Source organism: Pseudomonas sp. P116 (assembly GCF_020149425.1).
GTDB lineage: Bacteria > Pseudomonadota > Gammaproteobacteria > Pseudomonadales > Pseudomonadaceae > Aquipseudomonas > Aquipseudomonas anatoliensis.
The window spans coordinates 558,469-580,512 of sequence record NZ_JACVHB010000002.1; the positions used below are offsets into that span (position 1 = coordinate 558,469).

General features: G+C 59.1%; 24 protein-coding genes. 13 read left to right on the top strand and 11 right to left on the bottom strand.

From position 1 onward, the window contains the following. Window positions 1-147 precede the first annotated feature (147 nt). A complete protein-coding gene (locus tag ICA15_RS08925; protein WP_210553202.1) occupies window positions 148-663 on the top strand; it encodes a methylated-DNA--[protein]-cysteine S-methyltransferase in 516 nt (171 codons plus the stop codon). Between the two features lie 65 nt (window positions 664-728). On the opposite strand, the gene ICA15_RS08930 is transcribed toward ICA15_RS08925, so the two are convergent. The 3 genes from ICA15_RS08930 to ICA15_RS08940 form a co-directional block, all read right to left on the bottom strand. Then, window positions 729-1,319, bottom strand: a complete 591-nt coding sequence (locus tag ICA15_RS08930) for an NUDIX domain-containing protein (protein ID WP_210553048.1) — start codon at window positions 1,317-1,319, stop codon at window positions 729-731. Window positions 1,320-1,441: 122 nt separating this feature from the next. Next, window positions 1,442-2,077, bottom strand: coding sequence for a lytic polysaccharide monooxygenase auxiliary activity family 9 protein (locus ICA15_RS08935; RefSeq protein WP_210553049.1), 636 nt, complete (start codon window positions 2,075-2,077; stop codon window positions 1,442-1,444). A gap of 221 nt (window positions 2,078-2,298) precedes the next feature. Next, complete coding sequence (locus ICA15_RS08940) at window positions 2,299-2,736, bottom strand: hemerythrin domain-containing protein (protein WP_042559835.1); 438 nt, start codon at window positions 2,734-2,736, stop codon at window positions 2,299-2,301. A 147-nt stretch (window positions 2,737-2,883) separates the two neighbouring features. Between ICA15_RS08940 and ICA15_RS08945 the strand changes: the two genes are divergently transcribed. After that, complete coding sequence (locus tag ICA15_RS08945; RefSeq protein ID WP_210553050.1) at window positions 2,884-3,309, top strand: GNAT family N-acetyltransferase; 426 nt, start codon at window positions 2,884-2,886, stop codon at window positions 3,307-3,309. 103 nt (window positions 3,310-3,412) lie between these two features. Here the strand turns inward: ICA15_RS08945 and ICA15_RS08950 are convergent, their stop codons facing one another. Beyond that, on the bottom strand, window positions 3,413-3,763 hold the full coding sequence (locus tag ICA15_RS08950; protein WP_150597235.1) for a hypothetical protein: 351 nt from the start codon (window positions 3,761-3,763) through the stop codon (window positions 3,413-3,415). 134 nt (window positions 3,764-3,897) lie between these two features. Between ICA15_RS08950 and ICA15_RS08955 the strand changes: the two genes are divergently transcribed. The 8 genes from ICA15_RS08955 to ICA15_RS08990 all read left to right on the top strand — a co-directional run bounded on the left by ICA15_RS08955 (window position 3,898) and on the right by ICA15_RS08990 (window position 8,608). Continuing rightward, window positions 3,898-4,227 carry a DUF6388 family protein gene (locus ICA15_RS08955; protein ID WP_210553051.1) on the top strand — a complete coding sequence of 110 codons (330 nt, stop codon included), beginning with the start codon at window positions 3,898-3,900 and terminating at the stop codon, window positions 4,225-4,227. 25 nt (window positions 4,228-4,252) lie between these two features. Next, window positions 4,253-4,957, top strand: coding sequence for a YoaK family protein (locus tag ICA15_RS08960; RefSeq protein WP_210553052.1), 705 nt, complete (start codon window positions 4,253-4,255; stop codon window positions 4,955-4,957). A 184-nt stretch (window positions 4,958-5,141) separates the two neighbouring features. Then, window positions 5,142-5,534, top strand: a complete 393-nt coding sequence (tusD, locus tag ICA15_RS08965) for a sulfurtransferase complex subunit TusD (protein WP_210553053.1) — start codon at window positions 5,142-5,144, stop codon at window positions 5,532-5,534. A 1-nt stretch (window position 5,535) separates the two neighbouring features. Beyond that, window positions 5,536-5,892 (top strand): sulfurtransferase complex subunit TusC, encoded by a 357-nt coding sequence (gene tusC, locus ICA15_RS08970; RefSeq protein ID WP_210553054.1) that lies wholly within the window; start codon window positions 5,536-5,538, stop codon window positions 5,890-5,892. Continuing rightward, a complete protein-coding gene (gene tusB / locus ICA15_RS08975; protein WP_210553055.1) occupies window positions 5,892-6,185 on the top strand; it encodes a sulfurtransferase complex subunit TusB in 294 nt (97 codons plus the stop codon). Before tusC ends, tusB begins: the two co-directional genes overlap by 1 nt. Continuing rightward, window positions 6,182-6,517 carry a TusE/DsrC/DsvC family sulfur relay protein gene (locus ICA15_RS08980; protein ID WP_150604188.1) on the top strand — a complete coding sequence of 112 codons (336 nt, stop codon included), beginning with the start codon at window positions 6,182-6,184 and terminating at the stop codon, window positions 6,515-6,517. The genes tusB and ICA15_RS08980 overlap by 4 nt, the downstream gene beginning before the upstream one ends. Beyond that, a complete protein-coding gene (locus ICA15_RS08985; RefSeq protein ID WP_210553056.1) occupies window positions 6,514-7,515 on the top strand; it encodes a glycosyl transferase family protein in 1,002 nt (333 codons plus the stop codon). Before ICA15_RS08980 ends, ICA15_RS08985 begins: the two co-directional genes overlap by 4 nt. 91 nt (window positions 7,516-7,606) lie before the next feature. Beyond that, the gene (locus ICA15_RS08990) at window positions 7,607-8,608 is read left to right on the top strand and encodes a glutathione S-transferase family protein (protein WP_210553057.1); all 1,002 of its coding nucleotides are present in this window, start codon (window positions 7,607-7,609) and stop codon (window positions 8,606-8,608) included. Between the two features lie 94 nt (window positions 8,609-8,702). Here ICA15_RS08990 and cysG read toward each other — a convergent pair whose 3' ends face one another. From cysG to ICA15_RS09020, 6 genes are all read right to left on the bottom strand, one after another. Continuing rightward, on the bottom strand, window positions 8,703-10,097 hold the full coding sequence (gene cysG / locus ICA15_RS08995) for a siroheme synthase CysG (RefSeq protein WP_210553058.1): 1,395 nt from the start codon (window positions 10,095-10,097) through the stop codon (window positions 8,703-8,705). Then, the gene (gene serS / locus ICA15_RS09000; protein ID WP_150592299.1) at window positions 10,098-11,378 is read right to left on the bottom strand and encodes a serine--tRNA ligase; all 1,281 of its coding nucleotides are present in this window, start codon (window positions 11,376-11,378) and stop codon (window positions 10,098-10,100) included. Window positions 11,379-11,393: 15 nt separating this feature from the next. After that, a complete protein-coding gene (crcB, locus tag ICA15_RS09005; RefSeq protein ID WP_150615234.1) occupies window positions 11,394-11,768 on the bottom strand; it encodes a fluoride efflux transporter CrcB in 375 nt (124 codons plus the stop codon). Next, window positions 11,768-13,090, bottom strand: coding sequence for a replication-associated recombination protein A (locus ICA15_RS09010; protein ID WP_042559848.1), 1,323 nt, complete (start codon window positions 13,088-13,090; stop codon window positions 11,768-11,770). The genes crcB and ICA15_RS09010 overlap by 1 nt, the downstream gene beginning before the upstream one ends. A gap of 238 nt (window positions 13,091-13,328) precedes the next feature. Beyond that, entirely contained in the window at window positions 13,329-13,949 is a 621-nt protein-coding gene (lolA, locus tag ICA15_RS09015) for an outer membrane lipoprotein chaperone LolA (RefSeq protein WP_042559849.1), read from the bottom strand. 65 nt (window positions 13,950-14,014) lie between these two features. Continuing rightward, window positions 14,015-16,423 (bottom strand): DNA translocase FtsK, encoded by a 2,409-nt coding sequence (locus ICA15_RS09020; RefSeq protein ID WP_150604183.1) that lies wholly within the window; start codon window positions 16,421-16,423, stop codon window positions 14,015-14,017. Window positions 16,424-16,973: 550 nt separating this feature from the next. On the opposite strand from ICA15_RS09020, the gene aat reads away from it, so the two are divergent. The 3 genes from aat (at window position 16,974) to infA (ending at window position 18,750) form a co-directional block, all read left to right on the top strand. Beyond that, entirely contained in the window at window positions 16,974-17,654 is a 681-nt protein-coding gene (gene aat / locus ICA15_RS09025) for a leucyl/phenylalanyl-tRNA--protein transferase (protein WP_210553059.1), read from the top strand. Between the two features lie 57 nt (window positions 17,655-17,711). Then, window positions 17,712-18,419: an arginyltransferase gene (locus ICA15_RS09030; protein ID WP_150604181.1), complete on the top strand. Its 708-nt coding sequence runs from the start codon at window positions 17,712-17,714 to the stop codon at window positions 18,417-18,419. Between the two features lie 112 nt (window positions 18,420-18,531). Then, window positions 18,532-18,750 (top strand): translation initiation factor IF-1, encoded by a 219-nt coding sequence (infA, locus tag ICA15_RS09035; protein ID WP_002553999.1) that lies wholly within the window; start codon window positions 18,532-18,534, stop codon window positions 18,748-18,750. Window positions 18,751-19,743: 993 nt separating this feature from the next. On the opposite strand, the gene clpA is transcribed toward infA, so the two are convergent. Then, entirely contained in the window at window positions 19,744-22,014 is a 2,271-nt protein-coding gene (gene clpA, locus ICA15_RS09040; protein ID WP_047301913.1) for an ATP-dependent Clp protease ATP-binding subunit ClpA, read from the bottom strand. Window positions 22,015-22,044 lie beyond the last annotated feature (30 nt).

Genomic DNA, 22,044 nt, shown 5'->3' on the forward strand with positions numbered 1-22,044 from the left:
CGATCTCTTTTTTGTTTTTGGGGGCTGTGCAAAACAGAGGGGAACGCGTCAAGAGCAACAAGCAGTATGGTCGGGATTGCGTATTGCGCCTCCCCGATCAACCCGTATGCTGGGCGCTGTTGCCGCACCGATTCGGAGTTTGCTCGCATGTCTTTTACCTTCATCACCCTGCCCTCGCCGGTCGGCGAACTGAAGCTGGTCGCGAACGGCGCTCGACTGGCGGCCATCCTCTGGGAAAACGACCGACCGAATCGCGTGCGACTCGGGCCGATGACCCAAGCACCGGACAATCCGGTCCTGCTGAAAACCGCTCGGCAACTGGAAGAATATTTTGCCGGGACGCGCAATTGCTTTGAGCTCGAGCTGGATTTTGTCGGTACGGATTTTCAGAAACAGGTCTGGGCAGCGTTGCTGACTATCCCGTTCGGGGAGACCCGCACCTATAGCCAGATTGCTCAACAGATCGGCAACCCCGCGGCGGTGCGTGCAGTGGGCGCAGCGAATGGGCGCAACCCGATTTCGATTGTTGCGCCGTGTCATCGGGTGATTGGCGCGTCCGGGAAATTGACCGGGTTTGCCGGGGGGCTTGAGGCGAAGGAGCGGTTGTTGAGGCTGGAGGGTGGTGATTGGTCGGAGATTGGCAGCACTGGGGATTTGTTTTAGAAGATCAAAAGATCGCAGCCTGCGGCAGCTCCTACAGGGGAACACCGAAGGCTGCGGCCGTTGCTTTACAGGTTGAACAGGTTATTCATCGCCGCGTATTGCAGCAGCATGATGGTCTTGGCATCACAGATCTCGCCGCGATGGAAGGCTGCCAGCGCTTCATCGAATGACCACTCCAGCACCTCCAGTTCTTCGGTTTCTTCTTCCAGACCGCCGCCGTCGCTGACCTTCGAGGCCGAGTCGTACTCGGCAATAAAGAAGTGCAGTTTCTCGGTCACCGAACCGGGGCTCATGTAGGCCTCGAATACCTTCTTCACGTCATGTACGCGATAGCCGGTTTCTTCCTCGGCCTCATCGCGAATCCGCTGTTCCGGGGCGGCACCCTCCAGCAAGCCGGCCGCCACTTCGATCAGCAGACCATCATGGCCGTTGACGAACACCGGCAAACGGAACTGCCGGGGCAGCACCACAGTGCGCTTCTCGCGGTTGAACAGCAAAATGGCAGCGCCATTGCCGCGGTCATACACCTCGCGCGTCTGACGCTGCCATTCACCGTTATTGCGGTGGTAGTCGAAGGTGATTTTCTTCAGCAAATACCAGTCATGGGACAACACCTGAGTGTCGACAATGTTGACCCGCTCGGCTGTGTCGCGCATGACGCCTGATCCTTTTTTCATCGAGAGGCCGCCATGGTCGAATAATCGCGCCAATTAAAAAAGCCCGGCAGCGCTACCGGGCTTGTTTATTTTCAGCTATCGAGCAGTTGCCGCAGCTGCCGTTATTTGAAGTCGACGTCGAACGCCTGATAGAAGGCGTTACCGGTGTTGGCAACGATCCACATCAGCACGATGACGTGATGGCCTTTCTTGCTCGCCGGCAGTTTCACCGAGTGGTTGACCTTGGCTTTCAGCTCTGCCGAATGACTGTAGTAAGGCACCTGAGTGTAGAAGTCCTCAAAGAACGGTTGTGCTTCCAGCTGCGCACGGGTGATGCGTTGTTTCGGATCCCAGCCGTCCTTGGTGATCAACCAGCGATAGCCACGGGTGGTGTGCGGCGCGGTGTATACCCATTTGACCTCGAGGATCTGACCCGGGGTGACATTGAGCAGCGGCCACGTGAATGGACGATTGAGTTTCTTGCTCATTTCCTCATGGGTGAAGTTCACGCAATCGCGCGCATCAGACTTGCCGCCGCTGAGAATGTAGCCGTCTGCGGGCGGGGCGACACTGGCGGAGTCGGTTTGGTAGGGTGACGGAAACGGTCCGGCAATCAGCGCCGGAAAGTTCTTGCCCCCTTCCATTTCGTTGACCTGCCAGTCGCCCAGCAGCCCTAGATCAATGGCCACCGAGCCGCGGCTTGCTGGAGAGGTGACGCGACCGTGTCGCAGTTGGGTTTCAGTGTTTGCCTGATTCATGTTTTTCACTCCGTTGATTTAAGAACTCTCCTTCCCGAGGAGAGGCCTTCAAGCTAACGGAGGTGATTTTTTTGTCCATCGGCGGTTTTGACGCGTTCGTCGACCGTCACGCTCAAAACACCAACAAAAACTGTATGCATATACAGCACCCGGCGAAAACACCCACACCGCGTATGGCAAAAGGATTACACGCCGACGCTGCAAAAGCCGCCCTTCTCAACTCAACCTAACTGAGCGTTGAACTCCTTTTCGTATTCCCCGGCCAATTGTTCTTTCTGCTTTTCGCTAAGCAGTTTGCCGGCCATCTGGAAGAACTTCTGCTCCTCTTCCTTGAGGTGGTGATGGACCTTGTCCGAAAGCTTTTTGGCAGTCGCCAGCCATGCCGGGCTGGACATCTCGGTCTCGTCCAGCTCTTCCATCATCTCGTCCATCTCATGGTGCTCGGCGATGGCGTGCCGGCTAAGGTCAACACCGTTGTCGAACGCCATCAGCGGGATATAGAAGTGGCGCTCCTCGGCAGTTTCGTGGGCTTGCAACTCGGCTTTGAGCTGCTTGTACGCTTCGGCCCTTTCAGGGGTATCGCCACTGGTTTTGATCAGGTTTTCGGCGTAGCTGCGCTGGCGATCATGGCTTTCACGAAGGGCTTCGAAAATATTCATGGAGGGTCCTCATCAATCGCGTTCTGAAATGACGCTGTGAATGCTAGACCGCAGCGCGGGAGCGACGGTTCCACGGGGTTGAACGGGACTTGGAGGACACCCCTTGCGCAGGATAGGCTGGGGGCTCACACCACAAGGAAGTCCTGCATGAACTTGCGCATCGAGTTGTCGCAAAACCCCACGGAAGAACAACGTCAGGCCATTCTCCAGCCTTTGATCGCCTACAACGACGCCCAGACGGGTGGCTCGAAATCGGAGCCCTTCGCCCTGATGGTGCGCGATGAGCACGACGCGATTCTCGGTGGATTGTATGGTCGGGTGATTTTTCAGTGGATGTACGTTGAATTGCTGTCAGTCCCGGAGCAGGGTCGGGGACAGGGAATCGGCTCGGAGCTGATGGTCATGGCCGAAGCGATGGCCAGGGACAAGAACTGCCTGGGCATCTGGCTGGACACCTTCAGTTTTCAGGCGCCGGAGTTCTACAAGAAGCTTGGGTTCAGCCAGTTCGGGGAGATCGTTGACTATCCGCCTGGGCACAAGCGGCATTATTTCCAGAAACGCTTGATGGGCTGAATGCACTGGCCCCAATCGCGAGCAGGCTCACTCCTACTTTGGAATGCATTTCAAATGTAGGAGTGAGCCTGCTCGCGATGGCGGCAGTCGCTTCAGCACATGATCAGAGACAAGTCGCCAACGCCGCCAACCGTCGCTTGGCAACAAAATCATCCTTCTGCGCGTAGTAGTTCAACACCGTACCGGAGGCATCCGTACTCACATCGACAAACGACTCCGCCGAGCGCGTGTACACCGTCGAGCCGCCCTTCTTGCCCGGCTGCAGATAAGCCCCGGCATCGACGCCGAACACCGCTTCGTCCTGCCAGGCGAATTGCACGCACTGGGCCACGTTTTTTTCGGGTTTGTTCGAGGTCAGAACCTTGTTTGGGGTTTGGGTGCGGGCATTGTCCATCACCGAACCCGCGCAACCGGCCAGCACCGTCGCGGCCAACGCCACCATCAGAATTCGCATTGCATTCGCTCATTCACAAAAAAGCGGACTGTATCACCGCAGCAGCGGGAATCGTTCTGCTTTACTGCATTTAGAGCGCGACACGCGCGGGCAGCTGCGGCAACCTAAGGTCATCAGCCTCACAAGGAAAACACATGGCGCCTACCGACCAGCGACATGAACACGCTCTGAAACTGTTTCTCGACGCGCACCCCGACTTGCGCGAAACCCTCGACCATCTCAATCCATTGCTGGCCCAGGCCAAAGGTGAAACCCAGGCGCAATATCGCGAGGAGCGCCTGCATGAAGCGTTTGAGGCCGAGGCGGAAAGTCGAGGCTTGTTTGCCTGGGAACTGACCTTGCAACTGACGGCCGAGACGCCTGAAGAGTATCAGGCGCAACGTCTGGAAGTGCATCGTGAAGTCGCGGAGATGGCCGGGATGGATTGGCTGGAATACTGCGATCTGTATGGCATAGAACCGTAATCATTGCTCAAGGATATCCGCACCGATGCTGCCCTCAACCTCGACCCACCGTGCCAGTCCCGGCCATCTGCACAAGCAGAAATGGCGCGGTCGTGTGGGACTGGCGCTGGTGGCCAGCCTGTCGGTGCTGGCCGGGATGACGGATGCAATCGGCTTTATGGCCAGCGGCGATTTCGTCTCATTCATGAGCGGCAATACCACACGCCTGGCCGTGGCGATCAGTGATGGCGACATGGGGCTGACGTTGCGTCTGGTCATTCTGGTGGCCACGTTTGTCCTCGGTAATGCCCTGGGCGTGGTGGTCGCAAGGCTGGGCGGGCGGCGAACGCTACCCTTGCTGCTGTGCATCGCCACCCTGCTCTGCATGGCGGCAGCGTTACCCATTGATGCACAACTGCCGGCGCTGCTGGCGGCAATCATCGCGATGGGCATGCTTAACGCCGCCGTCGAGGAAGTGAACGGCCTTCCGGTCGGGCTGACCTACGTGACCGGGGCGCTGTCGCGATTTGGACGTGGGCTGGGCCGCTGGATGCTCGGCGAACGCCGCGGCGGTTGGCGAGTGCAGTTGGTGCCGTGGAGCGGGATGTTCATTGGCGCGATTCTGGGTGCGCTACTGGAACATCATCTGGGGCTCAAGGCGATGTTCGTCAGCGGTTTGCTGGCGGCAGTGGTGGGGTTGCTGTCCCTGACAATTCCCCGACGCTGGCAATTGGGCTACATGCCCCGTTGAGAACACGATCCCCTGTAGGAACTGCGGCACGCTGCGATCTGTTGATCCTGCTTTTCAAGATCAAAAGATCGCAGCCTCGTTTCACTCGACAGCTCCTACAGGGTTATGGCCAGAAGCAACTTGGGTTTCGCGACTGCGCCGATAAAGCTTTATCATGCCCGCAGTTTTGCTGATCGAGTCCGTCATGAAGTTCGCCATTGCGCTGTTTTCCGCCGCCCATGCGCCCTCCTCGCGCCGAGCCCTGCTGTTTGCGCAGGCTGCACTGGCCGGCGGGCATGAGATTGTCCGGCTGTTTTTCTATCAGGACGGCGTCTACAACGCCTCTGACGCGGTGGTCACGCCGCAGGACGAGCTGGACCTGCCCAAACAATGGCGCGCATTCATCAGTGAGCAACAACTGGATGGCGTGGTGTGCATCGCCGCCGCCCTGCGCCGCGGGGTGCTGAATGCCGAAGAGGCCCAGCGCTATCAGCGAGATGCCGTGTCCGTCAGCGCACCATGGGAATTGTCTGGCCTCGGTCAGTTGCATGACGCGGTGCAAGACGCCGACCGCCTGATCTGTTTCGGAGGGTCTTGAGATGGCCAAATCCTTGTTGATCATCAGCCGCCAGTCGCCGTGGTCCGGCCCTGCTGCCCGCGAAGCGCTGGACATCGTGCTGGCCGGCGGCGCTTTCGATCTGCCGATCGGCCTGCTGTTTCTCGATGACGGCGTGCTGCAACTGGCCGCGGGGCAAAACGCCAGGGCTGTGCAACAGAAAGACCTGAGTGCCAACCTGCAAGCGCTGCCAATGTTTGGCGTCGAAGAGCTGTTCTATTGCGCCGACAGTGCCAGCGCTCGCGGCCTTGGCAAATTGTCGCTGGACGAAGCAGCACCGCTCGCCGCCGAGCAAATCACCGCCCTTATTGACCGTTACGACCAGGTGATCACCCTCTGATGTCGACTTTGCATGTGTTGTCTCATTCCCCGTTTGGCGACGATCGCCTGAGCAGTTGCCTGCGCTTGATCGGCAGCGCTGATGCGTTGCTGCTATCCGGCGACGCGGTCTACGCGTTGCAACCGGGTACCGCGCCGTTTACCGAACTGCAAAGCCGCCAGATCAAATTATTGGTTCTGGCCGAAGATATGGAGGCTCGCGCCATCGACACTCCGGACTGGGCCGAAGCCATCGATTATCCGGCCTTCGTCGAACTGTCGATCCACCACGACAAGGTCAACAGTTGGCTATGAATTCCATGACCGTCGGCGCCCGCGCCATCGAACTGGACAAGGACGGCTTTCTCGTCGACCTCAGCGACTGGTCACACGACGTCGCCAGTGCCCTCGCTGCCGCTGAAGACATCGAATTGACCGCCGAGCACTGGGAAGTCCTCGAACTGCTGCGCAGCTTCTATGCAGAATTCCAGCTGTCCCCGGCCACGCGGCCGCTGATCAAGTACACCGCGCTGAAACTCGGCGTGGACAAAGGCAATAGCCTGCACCTGAACCGACTGTTCAAAGGCACCCCTGCCAAACTCGCCGCGAAACTGGCGGGCCTGCCCAAACCGACGAATTGCCTATGACCGACTATCCAGCGCTGACCCTCGAAACGCCCGCCGAGCATCCATTCGCCCAGTTCGTGCGAATTCTTGGCAAGGGCAAGCGTGGCGCTCGCGACCTGACTCGCGTTGAGGCCCGGGAAGCAATGGGCATGGTGCTAGACGACAAGGTCGAAGACACCCAGCTCGGCGCATTCCTGATGCTGCTGCGCCACAAGGAAGAAAGCGCCGAGGAAATGGCCGGTTTCACCGAAGCGCTGCGTGAGCGTTTGCAGGCACCAGCCTTGAATGTCGATCTGGACTGGCCAACCTACGCGGGCAAGAAGCGCCATCTGCCGTGGTATCTGCTGGCGGCCAAGTGCCTTGCGCAGAACGGTGTGCGCATCTTCATGCATGGCGGCGGCGCGCACACTGCCGGGCGTCTGTACAGCGAGCAACTGCTTGGTGAGCTGAGCATCCCTTTGTGCCGCAACTGGCAGCAAGTCGGTACGGCGCTGGACAACGGCGGTCTGGCGTTCATGCCACTGGTGGACTGGGCGCCGCAATTGCAGAAGATGATCGATTTGCGCAACACCCTGGGCCTGCGCTCGCCAATCCACTCGCTGGCGCGGATTCTCAATCCGCTGGGCGCGCGCTGCGGTCTGCAAAGTATCTTCCACCCCGGTTATCAAGCCGTGCACCGCGATGCCAGCGGTTTGCTCGGCGATACGGCGATTGTGGTCAAGGGCGATGGCGGTGAAATTGAAATCAACCCGGATGCTGACAGCCATCTCTACGGCACAACGGGCGGCGAGAGCTGGGACGAGGAATGGCCGCAATTGTCGGCGCAACGTCACGTCAAACCAGCCTCTCTGGATGTTGAGCATCTGAAAGCCGTATGGCGCGGCGATGTAGTCGACAGCTATCCGCAGATGGCCCTGATTTCGACCATGGCGTTGGCGTTACGCGGTCTCGGCCAGCCCCGTGAGCAGGCGTTCGAAACGGCCGAGCAATTCTGGGCGGCGCGGGACAAATCGATTTAACCGATCATTCGCGCCCGATCTTTGCGCTTTTTGTTCGAACTCATCGGAATAGACTCCACTCCAACGCTTATTGGTTTACGGAGTCTTGATCATGGGTTTACTCGTTGATGGCCGCTGGCAGGACAAGTGGTACGAAAGCAGCAAGGATGGCGCGTTCCAGCGCGAACAGGCGCAACGGCGCAACTGGGTCACCGCCGACGGCCAGCCAGGCCCGAGCGGCGAAGGCGGCTTTGCTGCCGAGGCCGGACGCTATCACCTCTACGTTTCGCTCGCCTGCCCGTGGGCGCATCGCACACTGATCCTGCGCAAACTCAAAGGCCTGGAAAGCCTGATCGACGTTTCCGTGGTCAGTTGGCTGATGCTGGAAAACGGCTGGACCTTCGACACCGCGCTCGGCTCGACCGGCGACAAGCTCGACCACTTCGACTTCATGCACCAGCGCTACACCGCCGACACGCCGAACTACACCGGGCGCGTTACCGTGCCGGTGCTGTGGGACAAAAAACTCAAACGCATCGTCAGCAATGAATCGGCGGAGATCATCCGCATGTTCAACAGCGCATTCGATAGTCTGACCGGCAATGATCTGGACTTCTACCCGGCGCCGCTGCGTAGCGAGATCGATGCCTTGAACGAGCGGATTTATCCGGCGGTCAATAACGGTGTCTATCGCGCCGGGTTCGCCACCTCGCAACAGGCTTATGAAGAGGCGTTCGATGAAGTGTTTGCCGAACTCGATCACCTGGAACAGGTACTGGATGCCAATCGTTATCTGTCGGGTGAGTACCTGACTGAAGCGGATATTCGTCTGTTCACCACGATGATTCGGTTTGACGCGGTGTATCACGGGCACTTCAAATGCAACCTGCGGCGGATCGCCGATTACCCGAATCTGTCGAACTGGCTGCGTGAGCTTTATCAGTGGCCGGGGATCGCCGAAACGGTGGATTTCCAGCACATCAAGAACCACTACTACGGCAGCCACAAGACGATCAACCCGACAGGGGTTGTGCCGAAGGGGCCGGAGCAGGATTTCACTGTGGCCCATGACCGGGCGCGGCTGAGCGGGAAAGGGGTTTGGTCTAAGGGCTAACCACAAAAGCAAAAGATCGCAGCCTTCGGCAGCTCCTACATGAGAATGCGTTCCCTGTAGGAGCTGCCGAAAGCTGTGATCTTTTTGCTTTGACTCAGACTTGCGCCTGAGCACCTTCAAACCACGCCAGTTTCTCGCGCAGCTGCACCACTTCACCGACGATCACCAATGTCGGCGCATGCACTTCATGCTCCGCCACCAAACGCGGCAAATCGGCCAGCGTGCCAGTAAAGACCCGCTGATTGACCGTAGTGCCCTGCTGAATCAACGCCGCCGGGGTATCCGCCGAGCGACCATGCTTGATCAACTGCTCGCAAATGACCGGCAAGCCCACCAGGCCCATGTAGAACACCAGCGTCTGCGCCGGCGCGACAAGGTCGGCCCACGGTAGATCGGTGGAGCCGTCCTTCAAATGCCCGGTGACAAATCGCACCGACTGCGCGTGATCGCGATGAGTCAGCGGAATCCCGGCATACGCCGCGCAACCGCTCGCCGCGGTAATGCCCGGCACCACTTGAAATGGAATGCCGTGGGCCGCCAGCTCTTCAATCTCTTCGCCACCACGGCCGAAAATAAACGGATCGCCGCCCTTCAACCGCACCACCCGCTTGCCGGCCTTGGCCAGATCGACCAGTTGCTGATTGATCTGATCCTGCGGCACAGCGTGATCGGCGCGGCGCTTGCCGACGTAAACCCGCTCGGCATCGCGACGGCACAGGTCAAGAATCGCCGGTGCGACCAGACGGTCGTACAACACCACATCGGCTTGTTGCATCAGACGTAAAGCCTTGAAGGTCAGCAAATCCGGATCGCCTGGACCTGCGCCGACCAGATACACCTCACCGGTGGTGATGGTCGCTTCGCCGTCGATCTTGGCTTGCAACAGCCGTTCGGCTTCAGAGCCTTGGCCGGCCAGTTGCCGATCGGCAATCGGGCCTTGAAAGACGTCTTCCCAGAACCCGCGACGCTGCTGCACATCCGGAAACAGGTTTTTCACCTGATTGCGGAAACGCGCCGCCAGACCGGCCAATTGGCCGTAGGTGGAAGGAATCCAGGTTTCGATCTTGGCGCGGATCAAACGGGCCAGCACCGGCGCGTCGCCGCCGCTGGAGATCGCGACAATCAGCGGCGAGCGGTCGACGATGGCCGGGAAGATCACGCTGCACAAGGCAGGCGCATCGACCACGTTGACCGGCACGCAACGCCGATGAGCATCGGTGGAGACCTGTGCATTCAGCGTTTCGTCGTCGGTGGCGGCGATAATCAGCACGCAGCTGTCCAGATCCGCTTCGGCGTAACCGCGCAACAGGCACTCGCCACCGCTGGCGACCACCAATTCACGCAGTTGCGTTTCGATTTCAGGTGCGACCACCCGCAGCAGCGCACCGGCGTCGGCCAGCAGGCGGGATTTGCGCAAGGCAATTTCCCCCCCACCGACGACCAACACACGACTGCCGCGCAGGTTGTGAAACAGCGGCAGATATTTCATTTAGCCGATGACCTCAAGGCCACCCATGTACGGCTTCAGTACGTCCGGCACGCGGATCGAACCGTCGGCCTGCTGATAGTTTTCCAGCACGGCAACGAGGGTACGACCGACCGCCAGGCCAGAGCCATTCAGGGTGTGTACCAGCTCAGGCTTGCCGGTTTCCGGGTTGCGGAAACGCGCCTGCATGCGACGGGCCTGGAAATCGCCGCAGTTGGAGCACGACGAAATTTCGCGGTACTTGTCCTGGCTCGGGATCCACACTTCGAGGTCGTAAGTCTTGACCGCGCTGAAGCCCATGTCGCCAGTGCACAGCGCCAGGGTGCGGTAAGGCAGGCCCAGCAACTGCAGGACTTTCTCGGCGTTGGCAGTCAGGCCTTCCAGCGCTTCCATCGAAGTCGATGGCTCAACGATCTGGACCATTTCAACTTTGTCGAACTGGTGCTGACGGATCATGCCGCGGGTGTCACGACCCGACGCGCCCGCTTCGCTACGGAAGCACGGCGTGTGCGCAACGAACTTGATCGGCAGCAGTTTCGAATCGACGATTTCGCCAGCAACAATGTTGGTCAGCGACACTTCGGCGGTCGGGATCAGGTACAGATCGGCTTCGCCTTCGCGGGCGATCTTGAACAGGTCTTCTTCGAACTTCGGCAGTTGACCGGTGCCTTGCAGCGCCGGGGCCTGGACCAGATAAGGCGTGTAGGCCTCTTCATAGCCGTGCTCGTTGACGTGCAGGTTGATCATGAACTGCGCCAGTGCGCGGTGCAGACGAGCAATCGGGCCACGCAACAGGGCGAAACGTGCGCCGGACAGCTTGGCGGCGGTTTCAAAATCCAGCCAGCCGAACTTCTCGCCCAGGGCTACGTGGTCTTTGACTTCAAAATCAAACGCAGTCGGCGTACCCCAGCGGCGCACTTCAACGTTGTCGTCTTCGTCTTTGCCGACTGGAACGGATTCGTGCGGCAGGTTCGGGATGCCGAGCAGGATCGAGTCCAGTTCGGTCTGGATCGCGTCCAGTTCGACTTTACCGGCGCTCAATTCGCCTGCCATGCGCTCGACGTCCGCCATCAACGGCGCGATGTCTTCGCCGCGCTGTTTGGCCTGACCGATGGATTTGGAACGCGCGTTACGCTCAGCCTGCAGTGCTTCGGTGCGGGTCTGGACGGTCTTGCGCTGTTCTTCCAGCGCTTCGATGCGCGCGGTATCCAGGGCATAGCCACGGGAAGCCAGGCGGTCCGCTACGTCCTGAAGGTTGCTACGTAACAGTTTGGAATCGAGCATGTCGGTTTCTCGTTATCAAAGTTTGGTCAAAGACAGGCCAGCCCACGTTGCGAGCAGCCCGCCGAATACGCTGAGTGCCGCATAGCCCAGAGCCAGCGGTACTTGCCCGCTTTCCAGCAGGCGCACCGTATCCAGTGAAAAGGATGAAAAAGTCGTCAGCCCCCCGAGGAAGCCAACCATCAACCCGGCGCGTACCTCGATCGGCACTTCCGGGCGTATCAAAAACAGGCCGTACAACACGCCGATCAGCAGACAGCCCACGATATTAACGGCCAGCGTCGCGGTATAGAAGTGCCGCGGCCAATTGGCGGTGACCCAATTGCCGGTGGCGAAGCGCAACAACGTGCCGGCGACCCCGCCGACGGAGACCGCAACAATCAATGGAATCACTATTTTCTCCGCTGTCTTGGGCTTAAACGATCGAGTTGCGCGAGATGATTGAGCTTTTCGCCGATCTTCAACTCAAGGCCTCGGGGCACTGGCTGATAGAACGGGATCGGCTCAAGCTCTTCCGGAAAATAGTCTTCGCCGGCGGCGTAGGCGTCCGGCTCGTCGTGGGCGTAGCGGTATTCATCGCCATAACCCAGTTGTTTCATCAATTTGGTCGGCGCGTTGCGCAGGTGCAATGGCACTTCCAGCGAGCCGTTTTCCGCGGCGGCGCGCAGTGCGGTCTTGAAGCCCATGTACACCGCGTTGCTTTTTGGCGCACAGGCCAGATAGGTGATGGCCTGGGCCACCGCCAACTCGCCTTCCGGGCTGCCGAGGCGCTCCTGCACTTCCCATGCAGCCAGACACAGGCTGAGGGCGCGGGGGTCGGCGTTGCCGATGTCTTCGCTGGCCATACGCACCACGCGCCGGGCCAGGTACAGCGGATCACAACCGCCGTCGATCATCCGCGCGAACCAGTACAACGCACCGTCGGGATTGGAGCCGCGCACCGATTTATGCAGCGCGGAGATCTGGTCGTAGAACGCTTCACCGCCCTTGTCGAAACGCCGACGGGTGTCGCCGAGCAGACTTTGCAACAGTTCGGTGCCGATCTCGCTGTCGTCTTCGGCAAGGTCGGAGGCGTTTTCCAGCAGATTGAGCAGACGCCGGCCATCACCATCGGCGGCGGACAGCAGCATCTGGAAGCCTTCGTCGTTCAACGTCAGGTTACGTTTGCCCAAGCCGCGCTCTTCCGTCAGCGCGCGATGCACCAATTTGCGCAGCGCCGCTTCGTCGAGGCTCTTCAGAACGTAGACGCGGGCCCGCGACAACAGCGCGTTGTTGAGTTCAAACGAAGGATTTTCAGTGGTGGCGCCGATGAAGATCAGCGTGCCGTCTTCAACGTACGGCAGGAACGCGTCCTGCTGGGACTTGTTGAAACGGTGCACTTCATCGACGAACAGAATCGTGCGCTTGCCGTACTGGCCGGCCTGCTGCTTGGCGATTTCAACGGCCTGACGGATCTCCTTGACCCCGGCGAGCACCGCCGAGACCGTTTCGAAGTGCGCATCCGAGACTTCCGCGAGCAACCGCGCCAGCGTGGTTTTACCCACGCCCGGCGGCCCCCAGAAAATCATCGAATGCAGAGCACCCTGCTCCAGCGCCTCACGCAGAGGTTTGCCGCGAGCCAGCAGGTGCTCCTGACCGACGTACTCGTCCAGATTGGTCGCACGCAAACGCGCGGCCAGCGGCTGGGCAATCGGTGCACTGCGAAACAGATCCATCACGTAGCGTTGAAACCTCTGATTTTCTGAAACCTGTTGATGACCCTGTGGCGAGGGGATTTATCCCCGATCGGCTGCGAAGCAGTCGTAAAACCAATCGATGCGGTGTGTCAGAAAGAACTTGAATGCAGGTTTTGGGGCCGCTTCGCGGCCCATCGGGGATAAATCCCCTCGCCACAAGAGCCCCTCAATACCAGGCCCTCACCACAAAGGCCCCGACACACACGGCGCCGGGGGTTTATTCCTGAATAACGTCAGCGCCCTTAGGGATGTCGAACTTGAACTTCGACGCCGGCACCGGCTCGTTGGCCTTCACCCCGGTGAACAGGATGTTGGTGCGCTGACCAACGCTGTCGATCAGTTGCATGTCGTTGAGCAGACCGTTGCGGAACGACAGGCGCAGGTTGTCGAACAGGGTGTCCTTGGTTTTCGGCTTGAGGGTGAAATCGATCACGCCGCCCGCCTCTTTCGCACTGATGTCGAAGCTCTGGCTGATCTTCGACACGTCACCGGACAGCAGCAGCGCCGGGGTCTGGGTCAGACGCTCGTCGAGCTTCTTGATGGTTGCCTGCTCAAGATCCGGGTCCCACAGGGTGACTTTCTTGCCGTCGGAAACCATGGTCTGCTCGGCCGGCGCATTGGTGTGCCAGTAGAACAGGCCCGGACGCTGCAAGGTCATGTTGCCAGTGGTTTCCTGCAACTGCGTGCCGCCGCCATCGAGGGTCAGCTGCGAGAAGTTTGCGCTCAGGGTCTTGGATGTTTCCAGCAATTGGGTCAGACGCGCCACGTCCTTGTCATCGGCGTGGGCCGTGAGGGTGGTCAACGCCAGTACTGGCAACAGCATGCGGATAAGACGCATGGGAGTCCTCTTGAATACTCGTGGGAGAGCGGCGGAACATCATTGTCCCGCCTCTTGCTTTGTTATCAGTCGCGTACCGGGCCCGGGGCCAGGACTTCACGCGAACCGTTGGTGTTCATTGATGTGACGACGCCGGCCATTTCCATGGCTTCGATCATTCGCGCGGCGCGGTTGTAGCCGATCTTCAGCTTGCGTTGTACAGCGGAGATCGATGCGCGGCGGCTTTCCAGCACGAACTGCACGGCTTCGTCATACAGTGCGTCCGCCTCAGGATCGTCACCGTCGCCGCCACCGCTGCTGCCTTCAAAGCCGCTGCCCGCCTCTTCGACACCGTTGAGGATGTCGTCGTTGTATTCCGGGGCGCCGCGCAGCTTCCACGCTTCGACCACACGATGGACTTCTTCGTCGGACACGAACGCACCGTGAACCCGGATCGGCAGACTGGTGCCCGGCGGCATGTAGAGCATGTCACCGTGGCCGAGCAGTTGTTCGGCGCCGCCCTGGTCGATGATGGTTCGCGAGTCGATCTTGCTCGATACCTGAAACGCCATACGGGTCGGAATGTTGGCCTTGATCAGACCGGTGATCACGTCCACCGACGGCCGCTGTGTCGCGAGAATCAAGTGAATACCCGCCGCACGCGCCTTCTGGGCGATACGGGCGATCAGCTCTTCAACCTTCTTGCCGACGATCATCATCATGTCGGCGAATTCGTCGACGACCACGACAATAGTCGGCAGCTTTTGCAGCAACGGTGCTTCGTCGTGAATGCTTTCGCGCTTGTACAGAGGATCGCTCAGCGGCTCGCCGGCGTCCTGGGCTTCCTTGACCTTGGCGTTGAAGCCGGACAGGTTACGCACGCCCATCTTCGCCATCAGCTTGTAGCGACGTTCCATCTCGGCGACGCTCCAGCGCAAGGCGTTGGCGGCGTCCTTCATGTCGGTCACTACCGGGCACAGCAGGTGCGGAATGCCTTCGTAGATCGACAGCTCGAGCATCTTCGGGTCGATCATGATCAGCTTGGCGTCTTCCGGGCCGGACTTGAACAGGATCGACAGAATCATCGCGTTCACACCCACCGACTTACCGGAACCGGTCGTACCGGCCACCAGCAAGTGCGGCATCTTGGCCAGGTCAGTGATAACCGGTTTGCCGCCAATGTCGTGCCCCAGCGCCAGCGTGACCGGCGATTTGAAGTTGTCGTACTCGGGCGTCGACAGCACTTCGGAGAAGCGCACGATCTGCCGGTCTTCGTTGGGAATCTCGATACCGACGGTAGTCTTGCCGGGAATGACCTCGACCACCCGCACACTGGTCACCGCCAGGGAACGCGCCAGGTCTTTTGCCAGGTTGGAGATACGGCTGACCTTGACGCCCGCAGCCGGCTGGATTTCGTAACGGGTGATCACCGGGCCCGGATGGATCGAGTCTACGGTGACTTCGACGCCGAACTCCTTGAGCTTGATCTCCAGCAAGTGGCCGACCGCTGCCAGCGACTCCGGCGAGTAATTGAGTTGTTTCTTTTCCGCAGGATCAAGGATCGAGATCGGCGGCAAGGTGCCTTCCACAGCACTGTCGACAAACAACGGTGCCTGTTTCTCTTTCTGCACGCGCTTGCTCGGCTCCGGCGCTTTGGTCGGCGCCGGGGCGATGACCGGCGGCACCTGTTTCTCGCGATCGGACATGTGCTTGCTCAGCGCCTGCTCACGTTCGATCAGGCGTTCCTTGACCTTGGCCTGTTCACGCTTGTCGGTGACTGTCGGTGCGACCACATCATGTACGCGATCATCGACTTCACGCAGTTGCGCAACCAGTTGCTTGCGCTCGGTGCGTGCCGACCACCAGCGGTTGAGCGCGCCCTGAAACAGTTCGAACAGGTCGAGGGTGATCTTGCCGGTGATGTCCATCACCTTGAACCACGACAGGTCGGTGAACACCGTCAGGCCGAACAGAAACAGCGCAATGAACAGCAACGTGCTGCCCTGAATATTGAATGCGTTCTTCGCCAGATCGCCAAGGCTTTCGCCCAGCGCACCACCCGCGCCGGCTGGCAGACCGGTGGCCGCGTGAAAATGGATATGTGCCAGCGCCGCGCCGGACAGCACCAGAAACACCAGACCGATCAGGCGCCAGGAGAACAGCCAGCCGCTCCACTGCCATGGCTCGTGGCGCTGACGGAAGATCTGATAGGCCTTGACCGCCAGCAGCAACGGAAAGATGTAGGCGAAGTAACCGAGCACCATGAACAGGATGTCGGCGCTGTAGGAGCCCGCCGGGCCGCCGAAGTTCTGCACGTCGTCGATCTTGCTGTTGTGGCTCCAGCCCGGATCGTCCTTGCCGTAGGTCAGCAAAGCCATCATCAGGAACAGGCACAGCGCGCCGATGGCGATCAATGCACCTTCCTTGAGCCGGTAGTGCAACTGTTGGCGCCAGAGCGGAACGACTGTTTTTGGTGCTTCGGTGGATTTCTTCAAAACGCTACTTTTCCTGCGCCCGAGGCGCGTCCATCTATTGAATGACGATAAAAAACTGCCCAATCCAGGCAGGTAAAAAAGTTGACGGGCACAACTGAGACTACTTTTAACACTGAGCCGCGGCTTTTACATACACAGCTATAAACACGTGGCCCAGCGAATATTCTGTAACAGCCCGGCATTGTACGGGTTTGTGCGTCCGATGCCATGCTTCAGACCCGCAGCATTGAGCATAGCCAAGCGCACAAGACCTGCGACTCAATTTGAGCATGCATTGTCTTTTGTGACAAAGGCTTATGAGGTGTATTTGATGAACGTAGCGAAGCACTGACACCCAGCCCCTGCGAACTGCCGCAGATCGCCCGCCAGGCCCGCTGCAGACATGTTCCAGGCCGGCGCACAGCGCTCGCTTACGACCGCATCCAGCGCGCCAAGTTGCAACACCGCGAATGTCGATCAGGATCGGCACGACATTCGCCGCATTTCGCGGCACACTTTACTGCGGGCAGAACAGCCCGCGCCGCCCTCCCCTTCTGCAAGCCTGGATGCCATGCTGACTTGGTTACAACGTAATTCCCTGACTTTTCCGCCGCTGGAAAAGGCCATGCGCGAACCCAACGGATTGCTCGCCGCCGGTGGCGACCTCTCCGCCGACCGCCTGATCCAGGCGTATCGCCATGGCTGCTTTCCGTGGTTTTCCGAAGGCCAGCCGATTCTCTGGTGGTCGCCTGATCCTCGCACCGTGCTGTTTCCCGACGAACTGCATGTTTCGCGCAGTCTGGGCAAATTGCTGCGCAAGGAGCGCTATGAGGTGACTTTCGATCAGGACTTCGAAGCCGTGATCCGCGCCTGCGCCGCGCCACGGGATTACGCCGACGGCACCTGGATCACTGAGGCCATGCAAGACGCCTACGTTGAACTGCACCGGCGCGGCTTCGCTCATTCGGTGGAAGTGTGGGATCAGGGCGAACTGGTCGGTGGCCTATACGGGCTGGCGATGGGGCAGCTTTTTTTTGGTGAATCGATGTTCAGCCGCGCAGACAATGCCTCCAAGTACGGTTTTGCCACGCTGGTCCGGCATCTGCAAGAGTCAGGATTCGTGCTGATCGACTGCCAGATGCCGACCGACCACCTGCAGAGCCTCGGCGCCCGGGCGATTCCCCGCCACGAATTTGCGGATTATCTGGCACGGCATCTGGATCAACCCAATCGTGCCACCTGGGTTTGCTGAGCGACTTTTGCGCGCGTGGCTTACACTTAATTCACCAGCTTATCCCGAGGGTTGATCATGACCGAGTTGGCGCGGTTGAAGTTCTATGCCACTCAGCCTCACTCTTGCAGCTATCTGCCCGAGGAACAGGCCACGACCCTGTTTCTCGACCCTAGTCAGCCCATGGATGTGCACGTCTACGCAGACCTGTCGGAAATGGGCTTTCGTCGTAGCGGCGATCATCTGTACCGCCCCCATTGCCAGAATTGCAATGCGTGCGTGCCTGCACGCATCCCGGTGGCGCAGTTCACCCCGAATCGTCAGCAGAAACGGATTTTCAAGCGCAACGCCGACTTGCAGATACAGCCGGCGAAACCGGGTTTCAGTGAAGAATACTTTGAGCTGTACCAGCGCTACATCGAACAGCGTCACGCCGACGGCGACATGTACCCGCCGAGCCGGGATCAATTCTCGACTTTTCTGGTGCGCGATCTGCCCTTCTCACGCTTTTACGAGTTCCGACTCGACGGACGGTTGCTGGCGGTAGCCGTGACCGATTTGCTGCCGAACGGCTTGTCGGCGGTCTACACTTTTTACGAACCGGCCGAAGAACGGCGCAGCCTGGGACGTTTCGCGATCCTGTGGCAAATCGCCGAGAGTCAGCGCCGCGGACTTGAAGCGGTCTACCTCGGTTACTGGATCAAGAATTGCAAAAAGATGAACTACAAGACCCAATATCGCCCCATCGAACTGTTGATTAATCAGCGCTGGGTGATCCTGAACTGAAGACAAGCCGTAAACCCCTTGGCGTAAACACCATTTTTCGGGCACAATGCACGCCGCTTTTGCCTGGCGCAGTTGCACCGGGCCATTCATTGGATACCGAGGGCTTTACTGCATGTCGAAAGAAGACAGCTTCGAAATGGAAGGCACTGTCGTCGACACCCTGCCCAACACCATGTTTCGTGTGGAGTTGGAAAATGGGCACGTCGTAACCGCGCATATTTCCGGCAAGATGCGCAAGAACTACATTCGTATTCTTACCGGTGACAAAGTGCGCGTCGAGCTGACGCCCTATGACTTGAGCAAAGGGCGCATTACTTACCGCGCTCGCTAATCAGGTCAATACAAGACGCCCGGCTTTATGCCGGGCGTTTTTGTGTCTGGGGTTTGGGATTTTGGGTTTTGGGTTTTGGGTTTTGGGTTTTGGGTGTATATCCGTTGCTGCGGGTGTTGCTGATTAGGGTTTCGCCCTTACGGCGAGTCACCTTTTCCAAACGCCGAAAAGGTAACCCAAAAGGCTTTGCCCCGGCGTACGGCACTTCGCTTAGGCTCAGTGTTCCCTCGCTACGGTGTCCATCCGGGGGCATCGCCTACGGTTTGCTTCGCTGCACCTCCTCTCGATGAATGCGGCTTCGCCGCACGGCGCTGCGCGCCTACCCCCCCGGATGAACACCTTCGCTCGGCCTGCCGATGGGGCAAAAGATCAAAAGCCGAAGCCAGATCAAAAGCCAGATCAAGAGCCCCTCACCCTAGCCCTCTCCCGGAGGGAGAAGGGACTGACCGGGGTGCTTGGGCGAACTACGCCCACGTGCGATACCGAGTCGAACTCAGGCTTTGAAAAGCACACAAATCGGCTCCCTCTCCCTCTCTCTCCGGGAGAGGGTTGGGGTGAGGGGCGAATCCACTACAAAATCAAATCCGAACACCCGCTCCTCACCACTCAACAGGATGAGCGTTAGCTCGGCTGCAGCTCTTGATCTTGATCCACGGGCGACGTCGGAAGGCTGAGTGGAGGGATTGATCCGGGGGTGGGAGCGCAGCGACCGTTTGGCGAAGCCAAACACAGCGAGAGGAGGTGCAGCGCAGCAAACCGGAGACGCTGCGCCCGGATCGATCCCGAAGCGAAGGGACCCCGAGCCCCAGCGAGCGGGCCGCACGTAGGAGCAAGCGTTTTTTGCTTACTTTTTTTGGCGCTTGAAAAAAAGTGAGTCGCCGTAAGGGCGAAACCGTAATAAGCCATCACCGCAGCAACGGATATTCACCCAAAAAACCCAAACGACAACTAACAAAAAGGCGCCCGAAGGCGCCTTTCGCTTACAACAGGCCGTCAGGCCATCTCAGCCGTGGTTTCGAAGTCAAAGGTCATCTCACCATCCTTGATATCGATATGCACAACACCACCATGCTCAGCCAACTCGCCAAACAGGATCTCCTCCGCTAGCGGACGCTTGATCTTGTCCTGGATCAGGCGCGCCATCGGCCGTGCGCCCATTGCCGAGTCGTAACCACCGGCCGCCAGCCAACTGCGCGCCGCGTCGGTCACTTCCAACAGCACCCGCTTGTCTTCCAGCTGCGCCTGAAGCTCGGTAAGGAACTTGTCCACCACACTCTTGATAACCTCATGACTGAGGCGACCAAACTGGATAATGGTGTCCAGACGGTTACGGAATTCCGGCGTGAAGCTCTTCTTGATCACTTCCATTGCATCAGACGAGTGATCCTGATGAGTGAAACCAATCGAAGCACGCGCGGCTGTTTCGGCACCGGCGTTGGTGGTCATGATCACGATTACGTTGCGGAAATCCGCCTTGCGCCCGTTGTTATCGGTCAGCGTGCCGTGATCCATCACCTGCAACAGCAGGTTGAAGACTTCCGGGTGCGCCTTCTCGATTTCATCGAGCAGCAATACGCAATGCGGCTGCTTGGTGATCGCCTCGGTCAACAGACCGCCCTGATCAAAGCCGACATAGCCCGGAGGCGCACCGATCAGACGCGATACGGTGTGACGCTCCATGTACTCGGACATGTCGAAGCGAACCAGCTCAATACCCAGTGCCTTGGCCAATTGTCGCGCGGCCTCGGTTTTACCGACACCGGTTGGCCCTGCGAACAGGAACGAACCGACTGGTTTGTCTGGCGACTTGAGGCCGGCACGGGACAGCTTGATCGCAGTCGACAGCGAATCGATCGCCGCATCCTGACCAAACACCGTCAGCTTCAGATCACGCTCGAGGTTACGCAGCAGTTCCTTGTCGGAGCTGGTGACGTGCTTCGGCGGAATCCGTGCAATCTTCGCCACGATGTCTTCGACGTGCGGCACTTCGATACGCTTGGCGCGTTTCTCGACCGGTTGCAGGCGCTGGTAAGCGCCGGCTTCGTCAATGACGTCGATGGCTTTGTCCGGCATGTGCCGGTCATTGATGTAGCGCGAAGCCAGTTCGGCAGCGGCGCGCAACGCCTCATCGCTGTACTCGATGTTGTGATGCGCTTCGAAGCGCCCCTTCAGGCCGCGCAGGATGCCGATGGTGTCTTCCACCGACGGCTCGACGACATCGACCTTCTGGAAGCGTCGTGCGAGGGCACGATCCTTCTCGAAGATGCCGCGAAATTCCTGGAACGTAGTCGAACCGATGCAACGAATGTCGCCAGACGAGAGCAAAGGCTTGAGCAGGTTCGAAGCATCCATCACGCCACCCGACGCAGCACCGGCACCAATAATGGTGTGGATCTCGTCGATGAACAGAATGGCTTGCGGACGTTTTTTCAATTCATTGAGTAGCGCCTTGAAGCGCTTCTCGAAATCGCCGCGATACTTGGTGCCCGCGAGCAGAGCACCGAGATCAAGGGAATAAACAACGCTGCCAGCCAGCAGGTCAGGCACCTGGTTGTCGACAATACGCTTGGCCAGGCCTTCGGCAATCGCGGTTTTACCCACGCCAGCCTCGCCTACCAGCAGCGGATTGTTCTTGCGACGACGCGCGAGAATCTGCGCGACGCGCTCGACTTCCAATTCGCGTCCGACCAACGGATCGATACGACCCTGGCGTGCCAGTTCGTTGAGGTTGCTGGCATAAGCATCCAGAGGATTGCCTGAAGAAGAAGACTCACCGCCCTCGTCGTCCTGCATATCTTGTTCACCTTCAGAGTGATCGCCATGCCCCGGCACTTTGGAAATGCCGTGCGCGATGTAATTGACGACATCGATGCGCGCAACGCTCTGCTGTTTCAGCAGAAACACTGCCTGACTCTCTTGCTCACTGAAGATTGCAACCAGCACGTTGGCGCCAGTTACTTCACGCTTGCCCGAGCTCTGTACGTGGAAAACAGCACGTTGCAGGACACGCTGAAAGCCCAGGGTTGGCTGGGTTTCGCGATCTTCGTCATGGACGGGGATCAATGGCGTGGTGGAGTCGATGAACTCCTGCAGGTCGTGCTTGAGTTTGTCGAGGTTCGCGCCGCAGGCACGCAAAACGGTGGCGGCAGCCTCATTGTCCAATAGGGCCAGCAGCAGGTGTTCGACGGTCATGAATTCATGACGTTTCGAACGAGCCTCCTTGAAGGCAAGATTGAGGGTGACTTCGAGCTCGCGGTTTAACATAGCTTCACCTCATACCCAAGTGGTCGGCGA